The 25,335-nt window shown below is 64.1% G+C and carries 26 protein-coding genes; 11 read left to right on the forward strand and 15 right to left on the reverse strand.

Translation table 11 applies throughout. The annotated features are described in order from the left end of the window. Nucleotides 1-57: 57 nt before the first annotated feature. The 3 genes from P1P91_RS09930 (at nucleotide 58) to P1P91_RS09940 (ending at nucleotide 1,981) form a co-directional block, all read left to right on the forward strand. Complete coding sequence (locus P1P91_RS09930; protein WP_311882332.1) at nucleotides 58-498, forward strand: ATP-dependent zinc protease family protein; 441 nt, start codon at nucleotides 58-60, stop codon at nucleotides 496-498. Between the two features lie 39 nt (nucleotides 499-537). Beyond that, nucleotides 538-1,446 (forward strand): 30S ribosomal protein S6--L-glutamate ligase, encoded by a 909-nt coding sequence (rimK, locus tag P1P91_RS09935; protein ID WP_311885775.1) that lies wholly within the window; start codon nucleotides 538-540, stop codon nucleotides 1,444-1,446. Nucleotides 1,447-1,534: 88 nt separating this feature from the next. Then, nucleotides 1,535-1,981, forward strand: a complete 447-nt coding sequence (locus P1P91_RS09940) for a hypothetical protein (RefSeq protein ID WP_311882333.1) — start codon at nucleotides 1,535-1,537, stop codon at nucleotides 1,979-1,981. 14 nt (nucleotides 1,982-1,995) lie between these two features. On the opposite strand, the gene P1P91_RS09945 is transcribed toward P1P91_RS09940, so the two are convergent. The 10 genes from P1P91_RS09945 to fadB form a co-directional block, all read right to left on the reverse strand. Beyond that, a complete protein-coding gene (locus P1P91_RS09945; protein ID WP_311882334.1) occupies nucleotides 1,996-2,787 on the reverse strand; it encodes a SanA/YdcF family protein in 792 nt (263 codons plus the stop codon). Between the two features lie 36 nt (nucleotides 2,788-2,823). Then, nucleotides 2,824-3,393, reverse strand: a complete 570-nt coding sequence (sufT, locus tag P1P91_RS09950) for a putative Fe-S cluster assembly protein SufT (protein WP_311882336.1) — start codon at nucleotides 3,391-3,393, stop codon at nucleotides 2,824-2,826. 8 nt (nucleotides 3,394-3,401) lie between these two features. Next, nucleotides 3,402-4,664, reverse strand: a complete 1,263-nt coding sequence (locus P1P91_RS09955) for an aminotransferase class V-fold PLP-dependent enzyme (protein WP_311882338.1) — start codon at nucleotides 4,662-4,664, stop codon at nucleotides 3,402-3,404. Between the two features lie 88 nt (nucleotides 4,665-4,752). Beyond that, nucleotides 4,753-6,096, reverse strand: coding sequence for a Fe-S cluster assembly protein SufD (gene sufD / locus P1P91_RS09960; RefSeq protein WP_311882340.1), 1,344 nt, complete (start codon nucleotides 6,094-6,096; stop codon nucleotides 4,753-4,755). Further along, nucleotides 6,093-6,842 carry a Fe-S cluster assembly ATPase SufC gene (gene sufC, locus P1P91_RS09965; protein ID WP_311882341.1) on the reverse strand — a complete coding sequence of 250 codons (750 nt, stop codon included), beginning with the start codon at nucleotides 6,840-6,842 and terminating at the stop codon, nucleotides 6,093-6,095. Before sufC ends, sufD begins: the two co-directional genes overlap by 4 nt. A gap of 72 nt (nucleotides 6,843-6,914) precedes the next feature. Next, nucleotides 6,915-8,372: a Fe-S cluster assembly protein SufB gene (sufB, locus tag P1P91_RS09970; RefSeq protein WP_311882342.1), complete on the reverse strand. Its 1,458-nt coding sequence runs from the start codon at nucleotides 8,370-8,372 to the stop codon at nucleotides 6,915-6,917. A gap of 64 nt (nucleotides 8,373-8,436) precedes the next feature. Further along, a complete protein-coding gene (locus tag P1P91_RS09975; RefSeq protein WP_311882343.1) occupies nucleotides 8,437-8,901 on the reverse strand; it encodes an SUF system Fe-S cluster assembly regulator in 465 nt (154 codons plus the stop codon). Nucleotides 8,902-9,180: 279 nt separating this feature from the next. Beyond that, the gene (locus P1P91_RS09980; RefSeq protein ID WP_311882344.1) at nucleotides 9,181-9,657 is read right to left on the reverse strand and encodes a YbhB/YbcL family Raf kinase inhibitor-like protein; all 477 of its coding nucleotides are present in this window, start codon (nucleotides 9,655-9,657) and stop codon (nucleotides 9,181-9,183) included. 106 nt (nucleotides 9,658-9,763) lie between these two features. After that, nucleotides 9,764-10,942: an acetyl-CoA C-acyltransferase FadA gene (gene fadA, locus P1P91_RS09985; RefSeq protein WP_311882345.1), complete on the reverse strand. Its 1,179-nt coding sequence runs from the start codon at nucleotides 10,940-10,942 to the stop codon at nucleotides 9,764-9,766. 24 nt (nucleotides 10,943-10,966) lie between these two features. After that, nucleotides 10,967-13,126 carry a fatty acid oxidation complex subunit alpha FadB gene (fadB, locus tag P1P91_RS09990; RefSeq protein ID WP_311882347.1) on the reverse strand — a complete coding sequence of 720 codons (2,160 nt, stop codon included), beginning with the start codon at nucleotides 13,124-13,126 and terminating at the stop codon, nucleotides 10,967-10,969. A 164-nt stretch (nucleotides 13,127-13,290) separates the two neighbouring features. On the opposite strand from fadB, the gene P1P91_RS09995 reads away from it, so the two are divergent. After that, a complete protein-coding gene (locus tag P1P91_RS09995; RefSeq protein WP_311882348.1) occupies nucleotides 13,291-14,430 on the forward strand; it encodes a DUF5924 family protein in 1,140 nt (379 codons plus the stop codon). A 119-nt stretch (nucleotides 14,431-14,549) separates the two neighbouring features. Then, complete coding sequence (slyA, locus tag P1P91_RS10000; RefSeq protein WP_311882349.1) at nucleotides 14,550-15,002, forward strand: transcriptional regulator SlyA; 453 nt, start codon at nucleotides 14,550-14,552, stop codon at nucleotides 15,000-15,002. Between the two features lie 10 nt (nucleotides 15,003-15,012). On the opposite strand, the gene P1P91_RS10005 is transcribed toward slyA, so the two are convergent. Continuing rightward, entirely contained in the window at nucleotides 15,013-15,558 is a 546-nt protein-coding gene (locus P1P91_RS10005) for a preprotein translocase subunit YajC (protein WP_311882351.1), read from the reverse strand. A gap of 230 nt (nucleotides 15,559-15,788) precedes the next feature. On the opposite strand from P1P91_RS10005, the gene P1P91_RS10010 reads away from it, so the two are divergent. Continuing rightward, nucleotides 15,789-16,241, forward strand: coding sequence for a universal stress protein (locus P1P91_RS10010; protein WP_311882353.1), 453 nt, complete (start codon nucleotides 15,789-15,791; stop codon nucleotides 16,239-16,241). A gap of 81 nt (nucleotides 16,242-16,322) precedes the next feature. Here P1P91_RS10010 and P1P91_RS10015 read toward each other — a convergent pair whose 3' ends face one another. Next, nucleotides 16,323-18,245, reverse strand: a complete 1,923-nt coding sequence (locus tag P1P91_RS10015; protein WP_311882354.1) for an ATP-binding cassette domain-containing protein — start codon at nucleotides 18,243-18,245, stop codon at nucleotides 16,323-16,325. A gap of 147 nt (nucleotides 18,246-18,392) precedes the next feature. On the opposite strand from P1P91_RS10015, the gene P1P91_RS10020 reads away from it, so the two are divergent. Together P1P91_RS10020 and P1P91_RS10025 are read left to right on the forward strand one after the other, a co-directional pair. Beyond that, nucleotides 18,393-19,274, forward strand: coding sequence for a TatD family hydrolase (locus P1P91_RS10020; protein WP_311882357.1), 882 nt, complete (start codon nucleotides 18,393-18,395; stop codon nucleotides 19,272-19,274). Continuing rightward, complete coding sequence (locus tag P1P91_RS10025) at nucleotides 19,271-19,750, forward strand: hypothetical protein (RefSeq protein WP_311882359.1); 480 nt, start codon at nucleotides 19,271-19,273, stop codon at nucleotides 19,748-19,750. The genes P1P91_RS10020 and P1P91_RS10025 overlap by 4 nt, the downstream gene beginning before the upstream one ends. Here P1P91_RS10025 and P1P91_RS10030 read toward each other — a convergent pair. Continuing rightward, nucleotides 19,737-20,324, reverse strand: coding sequence for an elongation factor P hydroxylase (locus tag P1P91_RS10030; protein WP_311882361.1), 588 nt, complete (start codon nucleotides 20,322-20,324; stop codon nucleotides 19,737-19,739). The genes P1P91_RS10025 and P1P91_RS10030 overlap by 14 nt on opposite strands. A 106-nt stretch (nucleotides 20,325-20,430) precedes the next feature. Between P1P91_RS10030 and P1P91_RS10035 the strand changes: the two genes are divergently transcribed. The 3 genes from P1P91_RS10035 (at nucleotide 20,431) to P1P91_RS10045 (ending at nucleotide 23,677) form a co-directional block, all read left to right on the forward strand. Beyond that, nucleotides 20,431-21,873, forward strand: a complete 1,443-nt coding sequence (locus P1P91_RS10035; protein ID WP_311882362.1) for an MATE family efflux transporter — start codon at nucleotides 20,431-20,433, stop codon at nucleotides 21,871-21,873. Continuing rightward, nucleotides 21,873-22,862, forward strand: coding sequence for a DUF3080 family protein (locus P1P91_RS10040; RefSeq protein ID WP_311882363.1), 990 nt, complete (start codon nucleotides 21,873-21,875; stop codon nucleotides 22,860-22,862). Before P1P91_RS10035 ends, P1P91_RS10040 begins: the two co-directional genes overlap by 1 nt. Nucleotides 22,863-22,975: 113 nt before the next feature. Next, nucleotides 22,976-23,677 (forward strand): hypothetical protein, encoded by a 702-nt coding sequence (locus P1P91_RS10045; RefSeq protein ID WP_311882364.1) that lies wholly within the window; start codon nucleotides 22,976-22,978, stop codon nucleotides 23,675-23,677. Between the two features lie 52 nt (nucleotides 23,678-23,729). Here the strand turns inward: P1P91_RS10045 and tusA are convergent, their stop codons facing one another. Further along, complete coding sequence (tusA, locus tag P1P91_RS10050; protein WP_311882365.1) at nucleotides 23,730-23,984, reverse strand: sulfurtransferase TusA; 255 nt, start codon at nucleotides 23,982-23,984, stop codon at nucleotides 23,730-23,732. Nucleotides 23,985-24,002: 18 nt separating this feature from the next. Beyond that, nucleotides 24,003-25,097 (reverse strand): 23S rRNA (cytidine(2498)-2'-O)-methyltransferase RlmM, encoded by a 1,095-nt coding sequence (gene rlmM / locus P1P91_RS10055; RefSeq protein WP_311882367.1) that lies wholly within the window; start codon nucleotides 25,095-25,097, stop codon nucleotides 24,003-24,005. Nucleotides 25,098-25,335: the final 238 nt, after the last annotated feature.

Raw genomic sequence — 25,335 nt, forward strand, 5'->3', positions numbered from 1 at the left:
TGACGGCACGGCCACGCTGCTTGACCAGGGAGATTCGATGGTGAAGGAGACGACACTGTGAGAGAACTGCCCTATCAGGCCAAGGCCATCATCGGCCGGCGTGAAATGGTCACGCTGCCGGAACTCGACCTATACTTGTGCTGCAAGGCCGACACCGGTGCGCGCACCTCGGCACTGCACGCCGAAGACATCGAGGTATTCGATGACGACGACGGGCTTCCCTGGGTACGCTTTGTCACCCGCAGCGGCGGACAGGACACGCCGGCCCGGCAGCTGACGCTGCCGCTGCACGACCGGCGCCGGATCACCAGTTCCAACGGCCAGGCCGAATACCGCTACGTGATCCGCACCGTGCTGCAGCTGGGTGAGCTGGCGTTTCCGGTGGAGCTGACGCTGACCGACCGCCGCCAGATGCGCCACCCCATGCTGCTCGGGCGCCGGGCCATGCGCCGGCTGCTGGTTGCCCCCGGCGCCTCTTTTTTACACGGCGAGCCCTAGCGCCACAGCGGCTTGTCCCTCACCAGCCTGGAGTTTCTCATGCGTATTGCCCTGCTATCGCGTAATCGCCGCCTGTACTCTACCCAGCGCCTGGTGGAAGCCGCCGAAGCACGCGGGCACAAACCCCGGGTACTGGACACGCTGCGCTGCTATATGAGCATCGCCTCGCACCGTCCCACCATCCATTATCGGGGAGAAAACGTCGAGCCGTTCGACGCCGTGATTCCGCGCATCGGCTCATCGGTGACCTTTTACGGCTGCGCCGTGCTGCGCCAGTTCGAAATGATGGGCACCTATGTGCTCAACGATTCCGTGGCCATTGCCCGCTCCCGGGACAAGCTGCGTTCGCTACAGCTGCTCTCGCGCAAGGGGCTGGGTCTGCCGGTCACCGGCTTTGCCCATTCCCCCGACGATATTCCCGACCTCATTACCATGGTCAAGGGCGCACCGCTGGTGATCAAGCTTTTGGAGGGCACCCAGGGGATCGGCGTGGTGCTGGCGGAAACCAATCAGGCAGCGGAGTCGGTCATCCAGGCCTTCATGGGCATGAAAGCCAACATCATGGTGCAGGAATACATCCGGGAGGCCAAGGGGGCCGACATCCGCTGTTTCGTGATTGGCGACAAGGTCGTCGCCGCCATGAAGCGCCAGGCCGCCGAGGGCGAGTTCCGCTCCAACCTGCACCGCGGCGGCAGCGCCAGCGTGATCCGCATTACGCCCGAGGAGCGCTCCACGGCCATTCGCGCCGCCAGGGCCATGGGGCTGCGCGTGGCCGGCGTGGATCTTTTGCGCGCCCATCACGGGCCTGTCATCATGGAAGTCAACTCTTCCCCGGGGCTGCGCGGCATCGAGAGCGCCACCGGCCAGGATATCGCCGGGCTGATCATCGAACACATCGAAAAGAATGCCGCCCCGCGGCGCAAGGCACCGCCACGGCCAAAGGGCTGATATGGCAGGTGAAAAATAAATCGGCGGAGGGGTGGCAAAACCGCGCCGCCGCCGCCACAATCTGCGTCACCGAAGGAGGTAGACGCTCATGTTTCTCGATAATCGCCAGGTGGCGATGGACAGCGTACTGGAAGCGCTGGCCGACAGCATCGACTATTTTCAGGATAATATCGAACGCCTGCGGCCCTCGCTGCGCGAAAGCCTGAAACCCCTGTACGAAGAGCGCCTGAAGCAGATGCACAGCCTGCAGAGCCTGGCGCGCAAGCATCTGAAAATGCTGCCTCGGGATGCCGACGTCGAGCGCGATGACTTCCTCTGGCTGTGGAGCCGGCTGAAAAGCTTTGTCGGCAACGACAGCCAGGTGCTGATCAACGAGCTATTGGAGCAGGAAAGGGTGCTGATGCAGGCGCTGTCGACGCTTTTTACCCATCCGCTACCCGATCCGATAGAGCCGATCATCGAAGACTGCATGAAAGGCTGCCGCCGGCTGATCCGCGAGCTTTACGGGATGCAAAAGCGCAAGGCGCGGCGTTAAAGACCGCCCAGAGCTCACTCCCCGGGAGCGGGCAGCACGTCAGCAGCTTCCGGCTCTCCCGGCAGAATGCCATCCAGCGCCTGCTCGCCGGGTAAGGGCCTGCGTGACCGGGCCTTGTCATCGTCTGCCGGTACACCGACCGCGGGCGCCGGCGATATCGGCTCGGCAGGCCCCAGAAAATACGGCTCGCGCGCCCAGAGATACAGATCCCCTAGCGTTGCTACCCGGGCAAGGGCCTCGCGCAGCCTGAGCCGCCACTCCCCCTCTACCGCGCCGTCGCTGGACACGCAGCCGGTCACGTCCATGCCTTTGGCGCGGGCAATGTATATCGCCCTCGGCAAATGCCAGCGCTGGGTAATCAGCGTGGCCCTGTCCAGCTGAAAAACGTCCTGAGCCCGGGCCAGGGTGTCGAAGGTGCTGAAACCGGCAAAGTCCATGGTCAACCGCTGCGAGGCCACGCCACGGGCGCTGAGGTCCCGCCACATGGCCCGGGGCTCGTTGTACGAGCGGGTGCGGTTATCCCCGGACAGCAGCAGATGTTCGACCCGGCCGTTTTTCACCAGCCGGGCCGCCGTGTGCATGCGGGCGATGAAGTGGGGGTTGCGTACGCCGGTGCGCGTCCAGCTCGACGTGCCGAATACCACGCCTACCGGCTGGGCCCGACAGTGATCCACCCGGGAATCGATATACGGAGCGGTGCGCGTCAGCACCCAGATATTGCCTGCCACCAACAGCAGCACCGCCAGGAGTAACAAGGCGCCCAGCACCATCAGCAGCTGCCTGATCCCGCCGAGCAGCCGCTGCATCACCTGACGCGCCTCGCTGGCCGGCGGTTTCGGAGGTTAAAACATGCCCAGTTCAAGCTTGGCCTCGTCGCTCATCATCTCCCGGCTCCAGGGCGGATTGAAGACGATTTCGGTGTGCACTTTCTGGATCTGCGGCGCCCCCAGGATCTTGTTGCGCGCGTCGGCGGCAATCACCTCACCCATGCCGCAGCCCGGCGCGGTCAGCGTCATGCGGATGGTGACCATGAGCTCGCCGCTGATCAAACGCTCGAAGCGGCAGCCGTAGACCAGCCCCAGCTCGACGATATTCACCGGGATCTCGGGGTCAAAGCAGGTGCGCAGCTGATCCCAGACGAACTGCTCGACGGCTTCGTCGTCGGCGTCCTCGGGCAGGGTCGGGCGGGGCAGCGGCTCAAGCCCCAGAGCGTCAAGATTGCTGCCCTCGATCAGGTACATGCGTCCTTCAAAACCGACGCTCACCGTGCTGCCCTTGGCCTGCATGACGCTGACCACGCTGTCTTCTTCCAGGGTCACGGTGTTGCCGAAAGGAATGACGATGCCGTCGACGTCGCGCTGCAGGGGCAGCATCTGGCCGTTTTCCAGCCCGGCAATCTGCTCGATATCCATAGCGCTCCTCAGCGTAGCATGCCAATGACGCGGTTAAGCGCGGCAATAAAGGTATCCACTTCTTCCAGGGTGTTATACGCCGCAAACGAAGCCCGGCAGGTGGCTTCCACACCGAAATGGTGCAGCAGCGGCTGGGCGCAGTGATGGCCGGTGCGGATCGCCACTCCCAGCTGGTCGATGAGCAGGCCGATGTCCTGGGAATGCGCGCCTTCCACCACAAACGACAGCACGCCGGCCTTGCCCGGCGCCGTGCCCAGGATGCGCAGGCCGTCAACGTTGCCAAGGCCCTGGGTTGCGCGCTCCAAAAGCCTCTGCTCCCAGTCGCCAATGGCCCCCGGCCCGACGCTTTGCAGCCATTCGAGCGCGCGCCCCATGGCAATGACCTCGGCGATGGCCGGCGTGCCGGCCTCGAACTTGTGGGGGATCTCGGCAAAGGTCGAGCCGTCAAACGACACCGTGGCGATCATCTCGCCGCCGCCCTGCCAGGGCGGCATGGCCTCGAGCAGCTCGCGCTTGCCGTAAAGCGCACCGACGCCCGTGGGGCCGTAGGCCTTGTGCCCGGAAAACGCATAGAAGTCCGCGTCGATGGCCTGCACGTCCACCGGCTGATGGGGCACGGCCTGGGCGCCGTCCACCAGGATCAGCGCGCCGGCCTGGTGCGCCGCCGCGGCCATGTCGGCCACCGGATTGACGGTGCCAAAGGCGTTGGACACATGGTTGACGGCCACCAGCCGCGTACGCTCGTTCAACAGCTCGCGGTAGGCGGCAAGGTCCAGCGCGCCGTCATCATCCACCGGGATGACCTTGAGCGTAAAGCCGATCTCCCGGGCCAAAAGCTGCCAGGGGACGATGTTGGAGTGGTGCTCAAGCATCGACACCAGCACCTCATCGCCGGGAGCGAGGTTGGCGCGCCCCCAGCTGTTGACTACCAGGTTGATGGCCTCGGTGGTGCCCCGGGTGAAGATGATCTGGCGGGCATCCGCGGCGTTCAAAAAGCCGCGTACGGTTTCCCGGGTGCCTTCAAAGGCGGCCGTCGCCTCGTCGGCCAGGGTGTGCAGGCCGCGGTGAATATTGGCGTTGTAGCGACCGTAGTAGTCGTTGAACACGTCAATTACCGGCTGCGGCGTCTGGCTGGTGGCCGCGTTATCCAGGTACACCAGCGCCTTGCCGTGCACCTGGCGTTCCAGCACGGGAAACTCCTGGCGCAGCCGCACCACGTCATACGGCGCCGCGGCAGTGGCCGGCGCGGCATCGACGATACTCTGAGACATGCGGCACTCCTCTTGTGTGGCCCTGGCCATTGCCTCAGGGCGCGCCGGCGGGGTGGCGCGCCGTTTCTTCAGCATGGCCGGGCATCGGTCAATCGTTCAGCGCCGTGGACGCCTCGACAAGCCCCACCAGGTTAAAGCGGTCGGGCAGCTTGCCGGCCACCGTCAGCTCGACTCGCTGGGCGATAGCGTCCAGCGCGACCTCTTCAAGCACCTCGCCGGCAAAGGCCAGCGTCAAAAGCCCCCGAGCCGTCTGCTCGTCCAGCCCCCGGGTGCGCAGGGCAAAGATCGCCTCTTCGTCCAGCTGGCCGGTGGTGGTGCCGTGCGAGCACTTGACGTCGTCGGCGTAGATCTCAAGCTCCGGCTTGGCGTCGATGTGCGCGCGGTCGGAAAGCAGCAGGTTCTGGTTGCTCTGATAGCCTTCGATCTGCTGGCTGTCGCGATGGACATAGACACGGCCGTTGAAGACACCGTGAGCGCGGTCGTCAAGCACGCCCTTGTAGTTCTCGTTGGAAAACGTCAGCGGCGCATTGTGATTGACCTTGGTATGATTATCCACGTGCTGGCGACCCTGGCCGAAGAACAGCCCGTTGAAGGTCGCCTCGGCACCCTTGCCGTTGAGGTCGCTGATCAGATCGTTGCGCACCAGCGCCCCGCCGAGATCCATATTGTGCGATACGTAGCGGCTGTCGCGCGCCTGCTCCACGTGGATGCTGGCGATGTGATAATCCCCCAGCGGCGCTTCCTGAAGCTTGTAGTGGGTAAATATCGCCCCCCGGCCCAAAAACAGTTCGGCGACCAGGTTGGTGAAGTTTTTCGCCCCGGCGTCGCCGGTATGGTGCTCGATCACGGTCGCTTCGCTGCGCCCGGCAGCTTCCACCAGCACCCGCGGATGGCACATGGTGGGCGCTTCGTTTTCCCGGGATAAAAACTGCAGCAGAATGGGCTTTTCCACCACGCAGCCGTCGGCCAGGCGAATCACCGCGCCCTCTTCCATAAAGGCGGTGTTGAGCGCGGTAAATGCGGAAAACTCGACGCCGGTCAGCCGGCCAAGCGGGCCGCCCACGGCTTCGTGGTTCTCCTCGAGCGCCTGGGAAAGCGGCAGCACCTGAACGCCATTCGGCAAGTCCTGCAGATCGGACAGCGCCGGGGCGTAGACACCGTCGACAAACGTCAGGCGGTGGGCCTCGACGGGCAGCGTCAGCGCGGCCGCATTGGCGGGGGAAAACGCGTCGCTGTCGGTCAGGGCAAAGTTGCCCCGGGCGATGTCGCGCACGTTGGTGTATTTCCACTCTTCGTCGCGGCGGGTAGGGAAGCCCACGGCCTCGAAACGCGCCGCGCCGGCCTGGCGGCGGGCAGCGATCCAGGAGGGCTCCGGCCCGCGCTGGCTATTTCTGGCGTTCAGCGTTTCCAGAAACGTTAGCGTATCGCTCATGCCGCTGACTCCTCGATTCCTTCATAGCCGTTGGCCTCAAGCTCGCGCGCAAGCTCGGCGTCGCCGCTTCTGACAATGCGGCCGTCGATCAGTACGTGAACCTGGTCGGGCACCACATAGTCCAGCAGGCGCTGATAGTGAGTGACCAGCAGTATCGCCCGCTCGTCGTTGCGCAGGCTGTTGACGCCGCTTGCAACTACGCGCATGGCGTCGATATCCAGCCCGGAGTCGATTTCGTCGAGCATGGCAAGCTTGGGCTGCAGTACCAGCATCTGCAGGATCTCGTTACGCTTCTTTTCCCCGCCGGAGAAACCCTCGTTGACGGCACGCTGCAGGAAGCTGGCATCCATCTGCATGGAGGCGATCTTTTCCTTGATCAGCTTCATGAATTCCGGCGCCGGAATTTCACCCAGCCCCTGGGCCTCGCGCTGGGCGTTGAGCGCCGCCTTGAGCAGGTAGATGTTTTTGACCCCGGGGATTTCCACTGGGTACTGAAAGCCCAGCAGCAGGCCGGCCCGGGCGCGCTCCTCGATATCCATCTCCAGCACGTCGCGCCCTTCGTAGGTGATCGTGCCCTGGGTCACCTCGTACTCTTCCTTGCCGGCGATGACTGCCGACAGGGTGGACTTGCCCGAGCCGTTGGGGCCCATGATGGCGTGAACCTCGCCGGGGTTGATGGTCAGGGACAACCCTTTGAGGATCTCGTTGCCTTCAACCGTGACGTGCAAATCGTTGACTTCAAGCATGCTGATACCTTGTAAAAAAGATGACCTTGTAGCCGGGCGTTTCGCCGCCCGGCAGCGCCTCGCGCCGGGGCGTTAGCCCACCGCGCCCTCCAGCGTGACGTTGAGCAGCGCCTCGGCTTCCACGGCAAACTCCATGGGCAGCTCCTGGAAGACATCCTTGCAGAAGCCGTTGACGATCATGCTCACGGCGTCTTCCTCGGTAATGCCCCGGCTCTGGCAGTAGAACAGCTGGTCTTCGCCGATCTTCGAGGTCGTGGCCTCGTGCTCGACGGTGGCCGTGCTGTTGTTGATTTCCTGATAGGGGTAGGTATGCGCGCCGCAGGTGTCGCCGATGAGCAGAGAGTCGCACTCGGTAAAGTTGCGCGCCCCCTTGGCCCGGGGCCCGATCTTCACCAGACCGCGATAGGACTGGTTGCTGCGGCCGGCAGAGATCCCCTTGGAAATGATCGTCGAGCGCGTGCCCTCGCCGATATGCACCATCTTGGTGCCGGTATCGGCCTGCTGGCGGCCGTTGGTGACCGCCACGGAGTAGAACTCGCCGATGCTGTCCTTGCCGCGCAGCATGCAGGACGGGTACTTCCAGGTGATGGCGGAGCCGGTTTCGACCTGAGTCCAGCTGATGCGCGAACGCTCGCCGCGGCAGTCGCCGCGCTTGGTGACGAAGTTATAGATGCCGCCCACGCCGTCTTCGTCGCCGGGGTACCAGTTTTGCACCGTGGAGTACTTGATATAGGCGTCGTCCAGCGCTACCAGCTCGACCACGGCGGCGTGCAGCTGGTTTTCATCGCGCTGGGGCGCGGTGCACCCTTCCAGGTAGGAGACGTCGGCGCCGCTTTCGCAGACGATCAGGGTGCGCTCGAACTGGCCGGTGTTTTCCTGGTTGATGCGGAAATAGGTGGACAGCTCCATGGGGCAGGATACGCCCTCGGGCACGAACACAAAGGAGCCGTCGGTAAACACCGCCGAGTTGAGCGCGGCAAAGTAGTTGTCGTTCTGGGGGACGACCGTGCCCAGGTACTGCTTGACCAGCTCGGGGTATTCCTGCACCGCCTCGGAGATCGAGCAGAAGATCACGCCGGCTTCGGCGAGCTCTTCCTTGAAGGTGGTGATCACCGATTCGGAGTCAAAGACCGCATCCACGGCAACGTTAGCGCCAGCTACCCCGGCAAGGGCTGCCCGCTCGTGCAGCGGAATGCCCAGCTTTTCGTAGGTTTCCAGAAGCTTGGGATCGACTTCGTCCAGGCTCTGGGGACGGTCTTCAGGGCGCTTGGGCGCGCTGAAGTAGGAGATTTCCTGGTAGTCGATGGGCGGATAGTTCAGGTGCGCCCAGGACGGCTCTTTCATCTCGAGCCACTTGCGGTACGCCTCCAGGCGCCATTCGAGCATCCACTCGGGCTCGCCCTTCTTGCGGGAAATAAACGCGATGGTGTTCTCGTCCAGCCCTGGCGGAAGCGTGTCGCTTTCAATGTCGGTAACAAATCCTTCCTTGTACTCGCGACGAACCAACTGTTCCATTTCTTCAGTTGCCATTGGTGTAACCCTCCGGGCAGTTGGGCAGGCAAGACCTGCTCGCCTGTGCGTAAATAATGACGGCTCAGGCCATGGCCGCCGGTAGACTGATGCTTTGAATAGGCAGGCGTACCGGCAGCTTGAGCGGCGCGGTATCCGCCAGGTGCGCAAGCGTCACGCTTTCCAGCAGCGTGCGAATGGCAAGCGACACCCGCTGCCAGTTGTCCGCTACGCCGCAGGTGTCAAGGAGCTCGCAGTCGCCTTCGTCGTGGCTGCATTCGGTCATGGCCACCGGCCCTTCCATGGCGGCGATGATATCCGCCGCGGTGATCCTGGAGGCCGGGCGCGCCAGCCGGTAGCCGCCCTGAGCGCCGCGTACCGAGGTCACAAGCCCCGCACGCACGAGCATCTTGAGCGTTTTTCTGACCGTTGGCGCCGGCAGCGACACCGCCTCGGCAAGGTCAGCGGCCGGGTGAGGCCTGTCCGGGTGGCGCGCAATCCAGGCCATGACCACGGCGGCGTAATCGGTCAGCCGCGAAAGCTTGAGCATAGCGTCTCCCCTCTTCACCGGCGGCGCATGCGGCCCCGGCATTCGATTGGGGACCATTTTAGTCCTGTATCCAAGCGTTGTGAAGCCTTGAGGCAAAATACCCGGGGATACATTGATTTTTTCGGCACGTTCGACTCATTTACCAACAAAAATGCAAACCATTACTATTTATAGCCAGACTGCCAACGCCATGCGCCCATAAAAAAACCGCCGGCACAAAACGTGCGCGGCGGGTTGACAGCAGATCGGCCGGCGCTGGCGCCGGCCTGGCGGCATACGTCAGCCGCGCTTATAGGTGCCGATCAGCCGGTTCATGCCCAGCAGGTGCGGCTCGACCTCTTGCAGCAGCTCCACCATGCTCAGCCCTTCGGGCAGCGAAGTCTGGGTATCCAGCGCCAGCACCCAGAAATAGTAGTGATGCTTGCCGTGGCCTTCCGGCGGCATGGGCCCTTTATAGCCGGTTTCCCCGGCGTCGTTTTTTCCCGCCGTGCCAACCTGGGTATTTTCTTCAAGCGCCAGAGTCTCGGCCGGCAGGTTGTAAAGCGTCCAGTGGACGAAGCCGTAGGTGCCGTGCTGCACCAAAGGCGCGTCGGGATCATGGCAGATGACGGCAAATCCCTTGGTGCCTTCCGGCGGGTTTTTCCAGGCAAGCGCCGGCGAGACGTCATCGCCTTCGCCCGAATGCTTATCAGGAATCGCACGGTGATGCTCAAACGCCGAGCTTGTCACTTCAAGCGCTGACGGAACAAATGCCATATCCACCTCCTTGCAGTCGTATGGAGTCCGGCCATGCCGGAACAGGTGAGGATTACCCTAACCATCAGGCTCGCCGGCCGCAAGCTGCGCCGGCGAGAGCCGCCGGCTACTTGAGCCGTTCAAATACCGTTGCCACGCCCTGCCCCATGCCGATGCACATGGTGGCAAGCCCGTAGGTGGTATCGCGGTCTCGCATGACGTTCAAAAGCGTCGTGGCGATCCGCGCTCCGGAACAGCCCAGCGGGTGGCCCAGCGCAATCGCTCCGCCGTGCAGATTGACCTTCTCATCCAGAGCGTCGAGAAAGCCCAGGTCCTTGAGCACCGGCAAACTCTGGGCGGCAAAGGCTTCGTTGAGCTCGACGGCCTGGATATCGTCGGCGGTAAGCCCGGCCGCCTTCAGCGCCTTCTGGCTGGCGGGCACCGGGCCGTAGCCCATGATCGAGGCATCGCAGCCGGCAACGCCGGTGGACACCACCCGCGCCAGGGGCTCAAGTCCCAGCGCCCGGGCACGCTCGTAGCTCATCACCATCATCGCCGAGGCGCCCACGGAAAGCGCCGACGAGGTGCCGGCGGTAATCGTCCCGCCTTTGGGGTCGAACACCGGCTTCAGCCTGGCCATGTCGTCAAGGTTGGCGTCGGCACGGATCACTTCGTCGCGCTTGATCAGCGCCTTGACGCCGTCGGCGTCGTGACCCTCGATGCCGATGATCTCGTTGTCGAACAGTCCCTTTTCCGTGGCGGCCTGGGCCAGCTGCTGGGAACGCACGCCGAATTTGTCCTGCTCTTCCCGGGTAACGCCGTGCATCTTGCCTAGAAGCTCGGCGGTGAGCCCCATCATCATCGCCGCCTTGGCGGCGTATTTGCTCATCGCCGGGTTGATGTCCACGCCGTGGGTCATGGGCACGTGTTCCATGTGCTCGATCCCGCCGATGAGGTACATATCGCCCATTCCGGCGCTGATGTTGGCGCTGGCGATATGCAGGGCGGTCATCGACGAGCCGCACAGGCGGTTGACCGTCTGCGCCGGCACGCTTCGCGGAATGTCGGTCATGATGGCGGCGTTGCGGGCGATGTTCATGGCCTGCTCCTGGGTCTGGTTGACGCAGCCCCAGATCACGTCGTCCACCTCGACCGGAGTCAGATTGGCGTTGCGGTCAAACAGCGCCTGCATGGTGGCCGCCGACAGGTTCTCGGCGCGCACGTGGCGAAACGCGCCGTGCTTGGCGCGGGCCATGGGGGTACGAACGGCGTCGACCACCACGGTGTCTCTCGGGTTCAAACTCATCTTTCCTCTCCTCTGCGCGGCGGCTTATTCGGCGGCGTCGTAAAAGCGGGCGTTGTCCCGGGCCATCTGGCGCAGCTTCTCCGTCGGCGCATAGAGCGGCCCCAGCTCGTCGGCGAGGCTATCCGCCAGCTTGACGAACTCGGCCGCCCCCTTGGCGTCGACGTAGCGCAGCGCGCCGCCGCGGAAAGGCGGAAAGCCGATGCCGTAAATCAGCGCCATGTCGGCTTCCGCCGGCGTGGCAACGATGCCGTCTTCCAGGCAGCGCACGGTTTCCAGGCACAGCGGCACCATCATCCGCGCAATGATATCGTCGTCGGAGAGCTCCGCCTGCCCCCGGATAACTTCCTCGAGCAGCGTGTAGGCGGTGTCGTCGCTGACTTTTTTCGGCTTGCCCTTTTTGTCTTCCTCGTAGGCGTAAAAGCCTTTGGCGTTTTTCTGTCCCAGGCGATCGTTATCGAACATGAGCTCGATAGCGGTCTTGCCCTCCCGCGCCATGCGCTCGGGGAAGCCTTCGGCCATGACCGCTTGCGCATGGACGGCGGTATCCATGCCCACCACGTCGAGCAGGTAGGCCGGCCCCATGGGCCAGCCGAACGTCTCCATGACCTTGTCGATACGCTGGAAATCCACGCCCTGCTCCACCAGCAGGCTGAAGCCGCCGAAATACGGAAACAGCACGCGGTTAACCAGAAACCCGGGGCAGTCGTTGACCACGATCGGCGTTTTGCCCATGGCCTGGGCATAGGCCACGGTGGCGGCCACGGCGGCGTCGGCAGTCTTTTCTCCGCGGATGACTTCCACCAGCGGCATGCGGTGCACCGGGTTGAAAAAATGCATGCCGCAGAACTGCTCGGGCCGCTTGAGGTGCTCGGCCAGCCGGCTGATGGAAATCGTCGAGGTGTTGGAGGCCACGATCGTGTCCTCGCTCACCTCGGCTTCCACCTCGGCCAGCACGCCGCCCTTCACTTTGGGGTTTTCCACCACGGCTTCGACGACCAGATCCACGCCGTCGAAATCGCCGTAGGAAAGCGTCGGACGGATGTTGCTGAGCCGCTCGGCCATTTGCTCGACGGTGAGCTTGTTGCGCTCGATCTGCTTGCCGAACAGCTTGCGGGCTTCTTTCAGCCCCAGCTCCACGGCGTCCGCCTGAATATCCTTCATCAGAATGGGTGTGCCCTTGGAGGCGCTCTGGTAGGCAATGCCACCGCCCATGATGCCGGCGCCCAGCACCGCCGCCTGCGCGATCCTGTCAGCCTGCCTGGCGTAGGCGCCGGCCTTTTTCTTCACCGCCTGATCGCTCATGAACAGGCCGACCAGGTTGAAGGCCACATCGGTCAGCGCGAGCCTGGCAAAGGCCTCGGCCTCGATGCGCTGGGCGCGCTCCCGGGTCTCGCCGGCGCCTTTACGGATCACCGTGATGGCTTCTACCGGTGCCGGATAGTGCGGCCCGGCCTTGCCCGCCACGTAACCCTTGGCAGTTTCAAACGCCAGCATCTGCTCGCTTGCGTTGAGCTTGAGCGGACCGGTCTTTTCGGCCCGCCGGGCGACGGTATCGAGCTCGCCGGCGTTGGCCCGCTCAAGCAGCGTGCGCGCCGCTGACGCCAGCGCATCGGCGGGCACGACCGAGTCCACTGCGCCCACGGCCAGCGCGGCATCGGCGCGGTTCTGGGTGCCGCCGGCAATCCACTCGACGGCATTGTCGGCGCCGATCAGGCGCGGCAAGCGCACGCAGCCGCCCCAGCCGGGCACGATCCCCAGCTGGGTTTCGGGCAGGCCGATTTTCGCGGTGTCGGCCATGATGCGAAAGTCGGCCGCAAGGGTGATCTCGCAGCCGCCGCCCAGCGCCAAACCGTTGATGGCCGCCACCGTAGGGAACGGAAGGTCCTCCACAGCGTTGAAGATGTCGTGAACCCTGAGGTTCATGTCGACCAGATACTCTTCGCCCTTGTCGAAGAGGCCGTGGAACTCGGTAATATCCGCCCCGACGATAAAGGCTTCCTTGGCGCTGGCAAGAATCAGCCCTTGCAGGCCGCTTGTATTGCGCAGCGCGGCCACCGCGTCGCCAAGCTCCTGTATCGTCGCGCTGGAGAGCGTGTTGACCGACGCCTCCCCGGCATCAAACGTAAGGGTCGCGATACCGTCTTCGTCGCGCGACACCGTAATGGCACTACCTTGATAGATCATCCGCGCTGCTCCACAACGTTTATATTCATACGCTCGTTTTATCGCCTAAGCCTGAGTCACACCCCGGCCCTCGTCAAGCCTCGCTCATTCCTGCCGCGCCAACAAGCCGCGCGACGGCGTCTGTGTTATTAATAGGCGGTTTTCAATTGCCGGACCGCTAAGCCATGCCCCCCTACCTGACCTCTCGGCGCCTTGCCCAACTCCAGGCGCTGGTCGAAACTCTGATAGCGCGCTTAAAACCCTGGAGCTGGCTATGGCCGCCCGTGGCCTTCGGCGCGGGGCTTGGCAGTTTTTTTCTGGTGGATCGCCAGCAGTGGCTGGGGGCCGCCCTGGCGCTGGGGCTCTTGTTGGCCTGGCTGCTGCTGCTCTCGGAAAGCCTGATCGGACGCTGCCTGGCCAGGCGCGGTTACCCTACTCTGCCCCGAGGCATCAGCACCTTTATCGCTCAGATGATCCATCAGGAGACACTTTTTTTCACCCTGCCGTTCGTGCTCGCCACCACCGTATGGAACAGCGGGCAGAGCCTTTATGCCCTGCTGGTCATGGCCATGGCGTTGTTGTCGATTATCGACCCGCTGTATTACGGCGTCGCCGGGCGCTTTCGCAGCCTGTATTTCATCTTTCACGCCCACTGCGTATTTCTGGTGATGCTGGTCACGCTGCCGATCATGCTCCACCTGACCACCGGCGAAAGCCTGAAGCTGGCGCTGGCTGCCACCCTGGTGGTGGCGCTACCCAGCTTTTTGCATCTGCTGAAGTATAAATCGCCGAAGCGCTGGCTGGCCTTTATCGCTATCGCCCTGTTGCTGGCACTAGGGGGCTTTGCCGGACGTATCTGGGTGCCGCCGGCCAGTTTGTGGCTGACCGGCAGCGCCATTTCGCCGGCGCTCGACATTCAAAAGCGTCAGCCTCAGGGAGCCGCGGCGCTGACCCCGGAAGCCCTGCAGGCCGAAGGGCTTTATGTGTATAGCGCCATCCGCGCACCTCGCGGCCTGAGCGAAACCATTACCCATGTGTGGTACCAAAACGGTGAGCGACTTGACAGCGTGGCGCTGGAAATAGCCGGCGGGCGCGAAAAGGGCTACCGCGCCTGGAGCCACAAGCAGAACTTTCCCGACGACCCTCGCGGGGACTGGCGAGTCGACATCATGACCGCCGGTGGTCAGCGGCTGGGGCTTTTACGCTTTCACGTAGCCGACGACCCGGCGCTGGCGACGCGGGCAGACAGCCATATTCAGCCGGCCGGCATCAGCCTGCTGCATCTGCGAAAGCTCGTGCCCGGCCAGCTGAAAGAGGCCCCATAGCGGCGGCCGGGCTGCGCGGCATCTTGCATTACGCCATTGCCGGGTTGACAATTCTCGCAACGGCTTTTCTTTACGCCTTGACAGGCGTGTTTTCTCTTTTTATCGATAGTAGGGCACCCATGGCTACGTCTCTCGGTTTTCGCATTGCCCGCCTCCCGCACCTCTGGCGCTCCATTCTCGATCGTCGCCTGGCGCCGCTGGGGCTGACCCAGACACGCTGGGTCACGCTCTACCATCTGTGGCGCATGGGCGACGGCCAGCCCCAATGCGACCTGGCTCGCGCCATCGGCGTCGAGGCGCCCTCGCTGGTGCGCACCCTGGGTCAGCTGGAAGAGCAGGGGCTGATCGAGCGGCGCGCCTGCGAAAGCGATCGGCGCACCAAGCGCCTCTATCTCACCGCCGAAGCCATGCCGCTGCTGGACAAGATCAGCCGCGTCGCCGATGAGGCCCGTCAGGAAATGCTCGCCGGGCTGAGCGAAGAGAACATCGAGCAGCTGGATAGCTGGCTGGCCGTTATCGAGAACAACGGGCTAACGCTTCAGGAGCGCGATCACAACATGGAAACGGTATAGCCCTGCGGAATTAGTGGCGCGAACGCGGCCGCGTGCCGGGCACGGCAGGTGGCCGGGCCTCTGGGCGATCAGCGTAGCCGCTCAGGGCATCGCGCAGCGCAGCCGCCTCTTTAACGCAGGGAGCAAAGCTCTCGGCGGTAGCGGATTCCCACCACCAGAGCGTGAGCGCCGCGGCGCTGGACTGCACCACCAGCACGTCCTCGGGCAGCTTTGCTATCAGGGCTTCAAGCGCTTGCCGGGCGCTTGCCGGCAGCGGCCTGAGCGGCGCGATGCGAAAACGCCACCCCGGGCAGTAGCGGTCTAGCTCGGCGCTGGCCACGCTATCGCGCACCAGCACGAAATCCGGCCCCGGGTGCTCATCGGGGTAGCGTAGCCGATAGGCCGGCATCTTGTCCTTGACCCGGTGCAGCGGCGCTTCCCGGTGAGCGATTTCCACGCCGCGCTGCCGCGCCATCTCGCGCAGGCGACTCTGCCGACGCTGGCGCGGGCTGGGTTTTAGCCACATCACCGGCGAAACCACCATCAGTATCGCTGCCACCACAATCAGCCACTGCATGCTCAAGCTCCTGTTTTAGCACGCTATCCGTTGTTAATTCAGCCGCGCCGGCCTAAAGTGAAGGCCAGGATCAATGCCGTTTCCGGTACGGCCTGATCCGGCCTGTTGGCAGCCCCCTGCAGAGACAAGCCCGGCTCTTGCAAAGCGCTGGCCCTCTTCAGGACGAACAGTCACTCACCGTAGCCGGCAAGCAACCTCAGTACGAAGTTTCACCACCGCGGAGGGATAACATGAGCTATCACCACATTCTGGTAGCGGTCGATCTGACCAAGGATTCGCACAAGGTCCTGGAGCGCGCCATGGCGATCGCCGAGCGTAACGATCACGCCAAAATCTCCATCATGCATACCCTCGAGCCGCTGGGGTTTGCCTACGGCGGCGATATCCCCATGGACCTGACCAGCATCCAGGATCAGCTGGACGACCACGCCAAGAAGCGACTTAGCGAAATTTCCGCCTCCCACGTGGATGAAAACAACCAGCACGTGGTGGTGGGCATGCCGGATACCGAAATACACCGCTTTGCCGGCGACAACGACGTCGACCTGATCGTGGTGGGATCCCACGGCCGGCACGGCTTTGCCCTGCTGCTGGGTTCCACGTCCACCGGCGTACTCCACGGCGCCCAGTGCGACGTACTGGCCGTGCGCGTCGGCCAGAAAGGCGAGGAAAGCGACGAATAAAGGCCGTTAAACGGCCAGTGAAAAGGCGCCGTCGGGCGCCTTTTTTGTCTGCCTGCCGCTGTTTTTGCACCCCGCCGAGCGCTACTCGCCTTCGGCCATGGCCTCAAGTTCCATCCAGCGCTCCATCATCGCGTCGAGCGCCTGCTGGGTATCGCTCAGCTCCTTGAGCCGAGCCTCCACCTCTTCGGTCGGCTGCTGATAAAAGGCCGGATCGGCCACGTTTTGCTCTAGCGTCTCCACCTGAGCCTCCAGCCGCTCGATCTCGGCCGGCAGGCCGTCCAGCTCGCGCTTCAGCTTATAGGAAAGCTTGACGTTTTTTTTCGCCGGCGCCGCCGCGGTCTTTTTCGCTTTTGCCGCGCGCTTCTGCTCGGCAACCGGCTCGGCTTGCTGGCGCGCCGCCCCTTCCCAGGGCGCCGGCGGCAGCGTGCCGCCCTGGCGTATCCAGTCGGTGTAGCCGCCGACGTATTCGCGCACCCGGCCTTCGCCTTCAAACGCCAGCACGCTGGTGACCACGTTGTCCATGAAGGTTCGGTCGTGGGAGACCAGCAGCAGCGTGCCGTCGAAGTCCAGCAGCAGCTCTTCCAGAAGCTCCAGGGTTTCCATATCGAGATCGTTGGTCGGCTCGTCCAGCACCAGGACGTTGGCCGGCTGGGTAAACAGCTTGGCCAGCAGCAGACGGTTGGACTCACCGCCGGAAAGCGCGCTGACCGGCTGGCGCACCCGCTCCGGGGTAAACAGAAAATCCTGCAGATAGCTCATCACGTGGCGATCCTTGCCGCCAACCGAGACCCGATCGCTACCCTGAGCCACGTTGTTGAAGACGGTTTCCTCGGGCTCAAGCCCGGCGCGCAGCTGGTCAAAATAGGCCACGTTCATATTGGTGCCCAGCCGCACGCTGCCCTCGGTGGGCTCGAGCTCACCCAGCATGATCTTCAACAGCGTTGTCTTGCCGGCACCGTTGCGGCCCAGAAAGCCAATGCGGTCGCCGCGCTGCACTTCGAGGCTAAGGTCATCGATGAGCGTATCCTCGCCGTAGGAATGGGACACGTGCGCCAGTTCAATCACCCGTTTGCCGGTGCGCTCGCCCCGGTCAACGCTCAGATTGGCGGTGCCTTGACGCTCCCGGCGCTGGCTGCGCTCGGCGCGCATTTTCTCCAGCGCTCGTACGCGGCCTTCGTTGCGCGTGCGCCGCGCCTTGATGCCCTGGCGTATCCAGGCTTCTTCCTGAGCGAGCTTTTTATCGAACTCGGCGTTTTCCCGGGCTTCCACCTCCAGCTCGTGCTCCTTGCGCTCCTGGTAGGCGGCGTAGCTGCCGGGATAGCGCCCCAGCTTGCCGCGATCGAGCTCCAGGACATGAGTCGCCAGGCGCGAAAGGAAGGCGCGGTCGTGGGTGATCAGCAGCACCGCGCCGTCAAAGGCCAATAGCTGCTCCTCAAGCCAGGCAATGGTGTCCAGGTCCAGATGGTTGGTGGGCTCGTCCAGCAGCAGCAGGTCGGGCTCGGCCACCAGCGCCCGGGCCAGCGCCACCCGCCGGCGCCAGCCGCCGGAAAGCGTGTTCATGGCGATATCGGGCGGCAGACCCAGCCGCGTGAGTATGACGTCGATGCGCTGATGAAACGACCAGCCGTCAATGGCCTCGATGCGCGTTTGCAGCGTGGCCATGCGCTCCATGTCGGGCTCGTCGGCGTGGATCAGGTGATGGTATTCCGACAAGAGCGCCCCGGCCTCGGGCAGGCCCTGGGCGACCATATCAAAGATCGTCATCCCCGACGAATCCGGCAGCTCCTGGGCCAGCACGCCAATCTTGAGCCCCGGCGCCCGCCAGACCGTGCCGTCGTCGGGCTGAATATCGTCGGCGACCAGCTTCAAAAGCGTCGATTTACCCGTGCCGTTGCGCCCGACCAGCGCCAAACGCTCGCCTTTTTCAATGGTCAGATCGGCGCGGTCGAGCAGAACCTGAGTGCCGTAAGCCAGCTGTAGCTGTTCCAGTCGTAACAAAGTCACGCCGTCTCCTCCTCGTATTGCCAGGCGGTAGTGTAACCTATGCAGCCGCGCAGGTGGTGGTCTCGCCGCCAAGCTCGTCAGGCGTTACACTGGCCGCGCCCGTCACCATGCCCGTTATTCTTCATTGACGCTTTACAGGAGCCCCGTGTGGCCAACGCTTTCCCTGACGACGTCCTTCCCGAGGCGCTGCGGTTTCGTTCGCCGTCGCCGCTGGTGGATATCGGCGCCAACCTGACCCATCAAAGCTTTGCTCACGACCTTGACGCCGTACTCGCCCGGGCGCGGGCGGCCAACGTCGCGGCGCTGATTCTCACCGGTACCGACCTAGAGCACGCCAGGCAAGCAGCCGCGCTGAGCGACCGTCATCCGGGGCTTTACGCGACTGCTGGGGTCCACCCCCACGATGCCAGCGGCTGGAACCCGACACTCGCCGAACATATGGCCGCGCTTTATGCCCACCCGAACGTGGTCGCCGTGGGCGAGTGCGGGCTGGACTTCAACCGCAACTTCTCCACGCCCGCCGAGCAGGAGCAGGCGTTCGAGGCGCAGCTGACGCTCGCTGCCCAGCACGGCCTGCCGCTGTTCATCCATGAGCGCGACGCCGGGCAGCGCATGCGCGAGATGCTCGAAAGCTGGCGCGACGATATCAACCAGGCCGTGATCCACTGCTTCACCGCGGACAAAGACACGCTTTACGGCTATCTGGATCTGGACCTGCACATCGGCCTGACCGCCTGGCTCTGCGACGAGCGCCGGGGACATCACCTGCGCCCGCTGGTGGGCGACATTCCGCTCGAGCGGCTGATGGTGGAGACCGACTGCCCCTACCTGCTGCCGCGCAACCTGCCGGCCAGGCTCAAGGGCCGGCGCCATGAACCGGCGCTGCTGCCGTGGATCGTGCGCGAAATCGCCCACTGGCGCGGGATGGACGAAGCCGCGCTGGCCGCGGCCACCACCCGTAGCGCCGCTGCGTTTTTCCGCCTGCCCGACTCGGCCGTGCGCGCCACCTGCCAAGAGACCACTGCATGAACGACGAGATGCCGGGATTTATCGCGCTGGAAACCACCGACGACGACGGTCTGCCGTTGGCCGTTGCCTGGTCGCTGCCCGACGGGCGCATCAAGCACACGCTGATCCAGCCCGACGACAGCTGGCTGGACGAGGAGTCCAGCATCGCCGGGCAGTACAGCATGGAAGAGCTGGAAAGCCTTGGCGTGAGCCCCCTCGACGTGATCCGCGAGCTGGAAAACGATCACTTCAACGCTACGCTCTACACCAACGGCAGCGGCGAGGAGGACCAGGCGCTGGCGCGCCTTTTCGACACCTACGGTCTCGACCCCTTTGTCGAACTGGCTCCGGCCGAGGCGCTCTATGACGCCGCCGGACCGGGCGAGTGGCAGCGCCAGCGCGGCGAAACCTTCAGCGAGCTGGGGCTTGAGCCCATGCGCCCCGAGCACGAGGTCGAAGCGATGCTGCACCTGCACCGGCGCCTTATTGCGCGCTAGCGGCGAGCGCCTCGCGCCCGGCCTGGCAGGCCTCATCCAGCGTGGCCGCGTGTTGATAGTAGCGGTGAAGCGTCGCGCGAAACGCCGCTGCTCGGGCGGGCAAACCGGCTTCAAGGTAGCGCTGCGCCCTTTCGCGCACTTTTTCAGCAAAGGCGTGGCGGTCGACCTCGGCGTCGCCGTCGAGGTTATCCACGCTGACGTTGAACTCGCGCCCGCAGGCCTCGGCAAACAGCGACTCCAGCGCCTGGGGAGCGACCTCCGCCTGCTCGAACGCCCGCTGCTGCTGCTCGTTACGCCCGTCGGGCAGATACCAGTAGCCGTAGTCTTCGCACATACGCCGCTCGGCGCCGGCAATGCACCAGTGGCTGATTTCGTGCAGGGCGCTGGCGTAAAAGCCCCGGGCGAAGATGATCCGGTGATACGGCGTGCCGGCATCGGCCGGGGCGTACAGCGGCTCATCTCCCCCGCGAATCAGGCGCGTCTGAAAAGTTGAGGCAAACACGCCGTCAAAGAGGGCAATAATATCGTCAAGCGTCCAGCGCTGCTGGTGGGTGGCGCATGCTGCTGATACCACTTCAACTCCTTGGCGAATAAGGCTTGAGCGGGCAGTATAACGTCGATCAACCGCCAGGCTAAGCCGATCATTTTGCAGGATGACTCACGCGAGACAGGAGACCGCCTTGAGCCCCATTGCCTCCCGGCTGAAAACGCGCTACTGGCCCGAAACACGCCTGCTGGCAAGCCTGGCGCTGCCCATTTGCGGGGCCCAGCTGGCCCAGGGCGGCATGAGCGTGGTCGACGTCATGATGACCGGGCGCCTGAACGCCACGGCGCTGGCGGCGGTCTCTGTGGGCTCAAGTCTGTGGCTGCCGCTGATGCTGTTCATGACCGGCACGCTGATGGGCGTCACGCCCATTGTGGCCCAGCTGCTCGGCGGGCAGCGCTACGCCGACATTCGCCCGGCGGTACACCAGGCGCTATGGGTGGCGCTACTGCTCGGGGTGTTGTCGGCAAGCCTGCTGTGGCTGGCGGTAGCGCCGATCTTTGCCCTGATGGACGTGCCGCCCGAGGTGGCCAACGCCTCTTCCGCTTACCTGTCGGCGCTGGCCTTCGGCATGCCGGGCGTGGCGCTTTTTCAGGCGCTGCGGGCATTTTCCGACGGCATGAATCATACTCGCCCGTCGCTGTGGATCAGCCTGATCGGGCTTGGTGTGAACATCCCCAGCAATTACCTCTTGATCTACGGCGGCGACGGCCTGGCCGCCATATTCGGCGCCTGGCTACCCGACGTTCTCCAGCAGCTGCCCCCCCTTGGCGCCTTTGGCTGCGGCATCGCCACCGCGCTTTCCATGTGGTCCATGACGCTGGCCATGGCGTTCTACACGCACCGGGGGCGAGCCTACGACTCGGTCAAGGTGTGGCAGCGCCTTACCTGGCCCCGAGCAAGCGGACTGCGCGAGCTGGCGGTGGTCGGCCTGCCCATCGGCATCGCCATCTTTGTCGAGGTGACGCTGTTCACACTCATCGCCCTTTTTATTGCAAGCCTTGGGGAGATCACCGTGGCCGCGCACCAGATAGCTTTCAGCTATACCGGTATTCTGTTCATGCTGCCGCTTTCCCTGAGCATGGCGCTGACCGTGCGCGTGGGTAATACCCTGGGCCAGAATCGCCCCGCCATGGCGCGGCTGGTAGCGGGCAACGGCGTTGCCATCAGCCTGGTCGCGGCGGCGATCAACAGCTTCCTGCTGTGGGTCACCGGGGCCTGGGTGATTGCTCTTTATACCCCCAACCCCGACGTGCAGCAGCTGGCCGTTTCGCTACTCTCCCTGGCAGCGCTTTATCAGGTATCGGATTCGCTGCAGGCCAACCTGGCCGGCGCCCTGCGCGGCTACAAGGATACCCGCATCGTCATGCTGATCACGGTGCTTTCGTACTGGTGCGTGGGGCTTGGCGGCGGCCACTGGCTGGGCACCCGCGGCGCCGGCTCGCTCAGCGGCCCGCTGGGGGTACACGGTTACTGGCTGGGGCTGATTGCCGGGCTCAGCACGGCCGCGGTGCTGCTGGGGTGGCGGCTGCACAAGATTAGTCGCCACCCCCGCGCTCGGGGCGCATTCACAACGTGATGCCTCGACGCCCGGTTCGTCGCCTTGCGGCTGCCCCGGCCATCGCCCTGCTGCTGGCCGGCTGCGGCGACAGCGGCGTGGAGCAGCGCTGGGCCGACTATCACCGCGCGCTTGAGCAGTCGCTCGACACGGCCCCCATCGTCCGCTCCTCCCCGACCAACATCAGCAAACTGCCCCGGCGCCGTGATCGCCTATTCGACATTGAAGACACCCGCGAAGGAATACTCGACGTCTACGCGCTGCGGAAGTGCCGCATCGTTTCGCTGGTAGCCGGGCGCAACAACCAGCTGGGACGCGTCGCTCCGCCCAGCCAGCAGTGGCTGTACGAGCGCAAGCTGTGGCAGCGCCTGAGCGGCTGCTGGAACACGCCGGTGCCCGACGGCCTCGCCGATGATGACCGCCAACGCCTGCGCCGGCTGACGCTGACCAAGACCCGGCAGCTGCCCTACGTCAGCTGGAATGCGCTATTCGATTCGGAAGAGTGGGAAAAAAGCTTTGCCCGGGCGAGCCATGCTATCGATTTCAGCCAGGCCAATATAGCGCCCGACCTCGCGGCGCTTGACTATCTGACGGCCATGGTTCGACACCAGTTCAGCCGCGAGTGGGTGCCGGATTCCGGCCGGCTTGAGCAGCAGCTCAAGACCCTGCGCTCCCGCCCGCTTACCGCACAAACGCTGCGCACGCTGATGCTCGCCGCCCAACGCCTGGATGAGGCCACTGCCGCGCTGCGCCAGGCCCCGTCCGGGCACTGCCTGCCATCCCGGCAACCCCCGGCGCTCGACGCCACCCGCAAGAAGGCCGGGCAGTGGTTAAGCGCCGTCAATGCGCTGTTCGAAAGTCTGCCGGTGACGCCTCCCCCGGCGATGAAAAGCTACCGCCGGCGCTGGCTATCGCTCGATAACCCCAAAGCCCCCTGGGCCTCGTTCCAGGCGGCTCTGAACGAGCATCACGCCGAACGCCTGCGCTTTCAGCCCTGCCCCGACGAATAAAGCAGCAAATCCCGGGCCACGCTTAACCTTCCTCTCAAGCTATGCTATTGGTGATGGGCAGGCAAGGTGACATCTTGCCGCTATCGAGGCCATGCAGCATCAGGAGGGACATCATGGGCGCATCCTTGTCATCCCGCTCTGCCCGGGTCATCGATCTGGAGACGGTACGCCGGCGTCACCAGGCGCAGAAGCAGCTGGTACGCCTGGCGCCGGAGCTTGACGGGCTGGAAATGCTCTATCAGTTCGATACCGATACGGAAACCGGCTATAGCCTGCCGGTACTTGCATGGGGGCTGCATCAGGACGGCAGCGTCGACGGCCTTGTGCCCTGGATGGCCACCCTGACACCGTGCCCCCATATCAACAGCGAGGAAAACGGCCGCTTTATCGGCTATCGCGATCCGGAAACCGAAGAAATCTTTACCGCGCCGCCGGAGCATAAATACGACGAGCTCCAGGCCGCCGCCACGTACTTTGAATACGAATCCTCAAGCGAGGTCACGCTGATCCAGCAGCTGCCCGATACCCAGGGCACCCACGCCCTGTGCATGGATACGCCCCACACGCCCTGGCAGATGAAGCCCGTTTACGGCTGGTCGCTTTACAGCGACGGCAGCGTCGATGCGCTTCTCGCCGACGAGCAGCAGGCCATCATGACGCCGGTACTGCTGGGCGACGAGTGTTTGTATAACGCTCGCTCACGCCATCCGCGGCTGTATTTTTTTCAGCGCCATATCGCCAACCGCATCATGGAAGAGGATCCGGCCACCCTGGATGCCCTGGCGCTCATCGTCGTCCCCCAGGGCGACAACTAGCTCACCCGGCGGCGTCTGCTGACCCGGACGCTTTCATGGGCCAAGGGTTGGCTCACCCCGCCAGGCGGATAAAGTACCGGTAAATCTCATCTGTCGTATGCTGTTCCATCAGCTCATGGCCGAGAAACTGGCAAAACTTCGGCACGTCGCGGGTGGTGGCCGGATCGGTGGCCACTACCTGCAGCACCTCCCCCGGTGCCATGTCCCTCACCCGGTTATGCATGAGCATGACGGGCTCGGGGCAATACAGGCCGCTGGTGTCCAGCAGCGCATCGTACTCCGGCAGACGGGCAGTCGTATCAGGCATGGTTCTCTCGCTCAGTCGTCAAACGCTTTCGGCATCAGGCATGTCGGCTGTCAACAGTCGCACATGCACGGTCACCTCTTCGCGATCATGGTAAAGATGGCGGCACGCCACGGCAGCGTCAACTCCCGCCTGCTCCAGAGCGTACTCCAGGCGACTCAGGCAACGCTGAACCTCTTCCCAGCGCTTTTTCATCGGCAACTTAAGGTTGAACACCGCTTCGCGGCACCAGCGCTGAACCAGCCAGCGCTCGACCATGGCCAGGACCCGAGCCGGCTTGTCCACGATATCGCAGACCAGCCAGTCAAGCCGCTCGGGCGGCGCCCAGGTAAAGCCGTCCTCGCCCAGGTGCTCTACCTGTCCGCTTGCCATCAGGGCCTTGTCCATGGGGCCATTATCAATCGCGTAGACGTGCATACCGCGCTGCACCAGCTGCCAGGTCCAGCCACCGGGGGCCGCGCCCAGATCGGCCGCCTGCATGCCTTGTGCCAGACGCTCATCCCACGCTTCGCGCGGCACAAACTCGTGCCAGGCTTCCTCCAGCTTCAGCGTCGAACGGCTGGGCGCCCGCGAGGGAAGCCGCAGCCGGCGGATACCGCCGGCAAGCTCGCTGCGATTGCCGGGAAAGCTCATGCCCAGCTGTACCTGGCTACCCGAGAGCCACAGCAGATGCAGGCGCCGACCGCCGGCCTTACGGCGCAGAGCGCCGCGCTTTTTCAACAGGCCTTGCAAGGGGCGCGTCAGCGCCTTGGCCAGCCGCGCCAGGGACTTGCCGTCGTTGGTATCGGGGGTTTCATGCCAGATGCTGTCAAAGCTCCACCCGGCCTCGCTGACCTGGCCGGCAATGGCGCTCAGACGATCGTCCCGCGACAGGGTGAGCGCCGGCAGCGCCACCAGACTTTGCCGGGCAAACACCAGCCGCGAAAACGCCACGCCGCGCTGCAGCGCATTGGCCGTTCCCCCGTCCGTACGCGTCACGCCGGCCCAGCCCGCGCCGGCTACCCCCTTGACATCGGCACCGTGCTGCGCTGCATGATACAGAAGCTCTGCCTGGGCGTCCCGCTCGAAACCTTCCCGGCAGTAAACCAGCCACGTTGCCGGCACCGTCTGCTTCACCTGCTGTCCCCTTGCGTCTCATGGAAAACGGGGCTGCATGATAACACGGCTGCCATTGTCTCCTGTATCAAAGCCGCCTGCCCCGTCACCCGTCGCTAGCGCGCATGGGTCAATCACGCCTTGGCAGCGCTGCGAGTGGCCATGGCGGCGGGCAGACCTGATCACCTTCCTCAATCCGATAAAGCATAGGGTATGCAGGTAAAGCATAATAAGGTCTAATAAGAAGGCTTTGTCATCC

Source organism: Halomonas piscis, assembly GCF_031886125.1.
In the GTDB taxonomy this organism is placed as follows: Bacteria; Pseudomonadota; Gammaproteobacteria; order Pseudomonadales; family Halomonadaceae; genus Vreelandella; species Vreelandella piscis.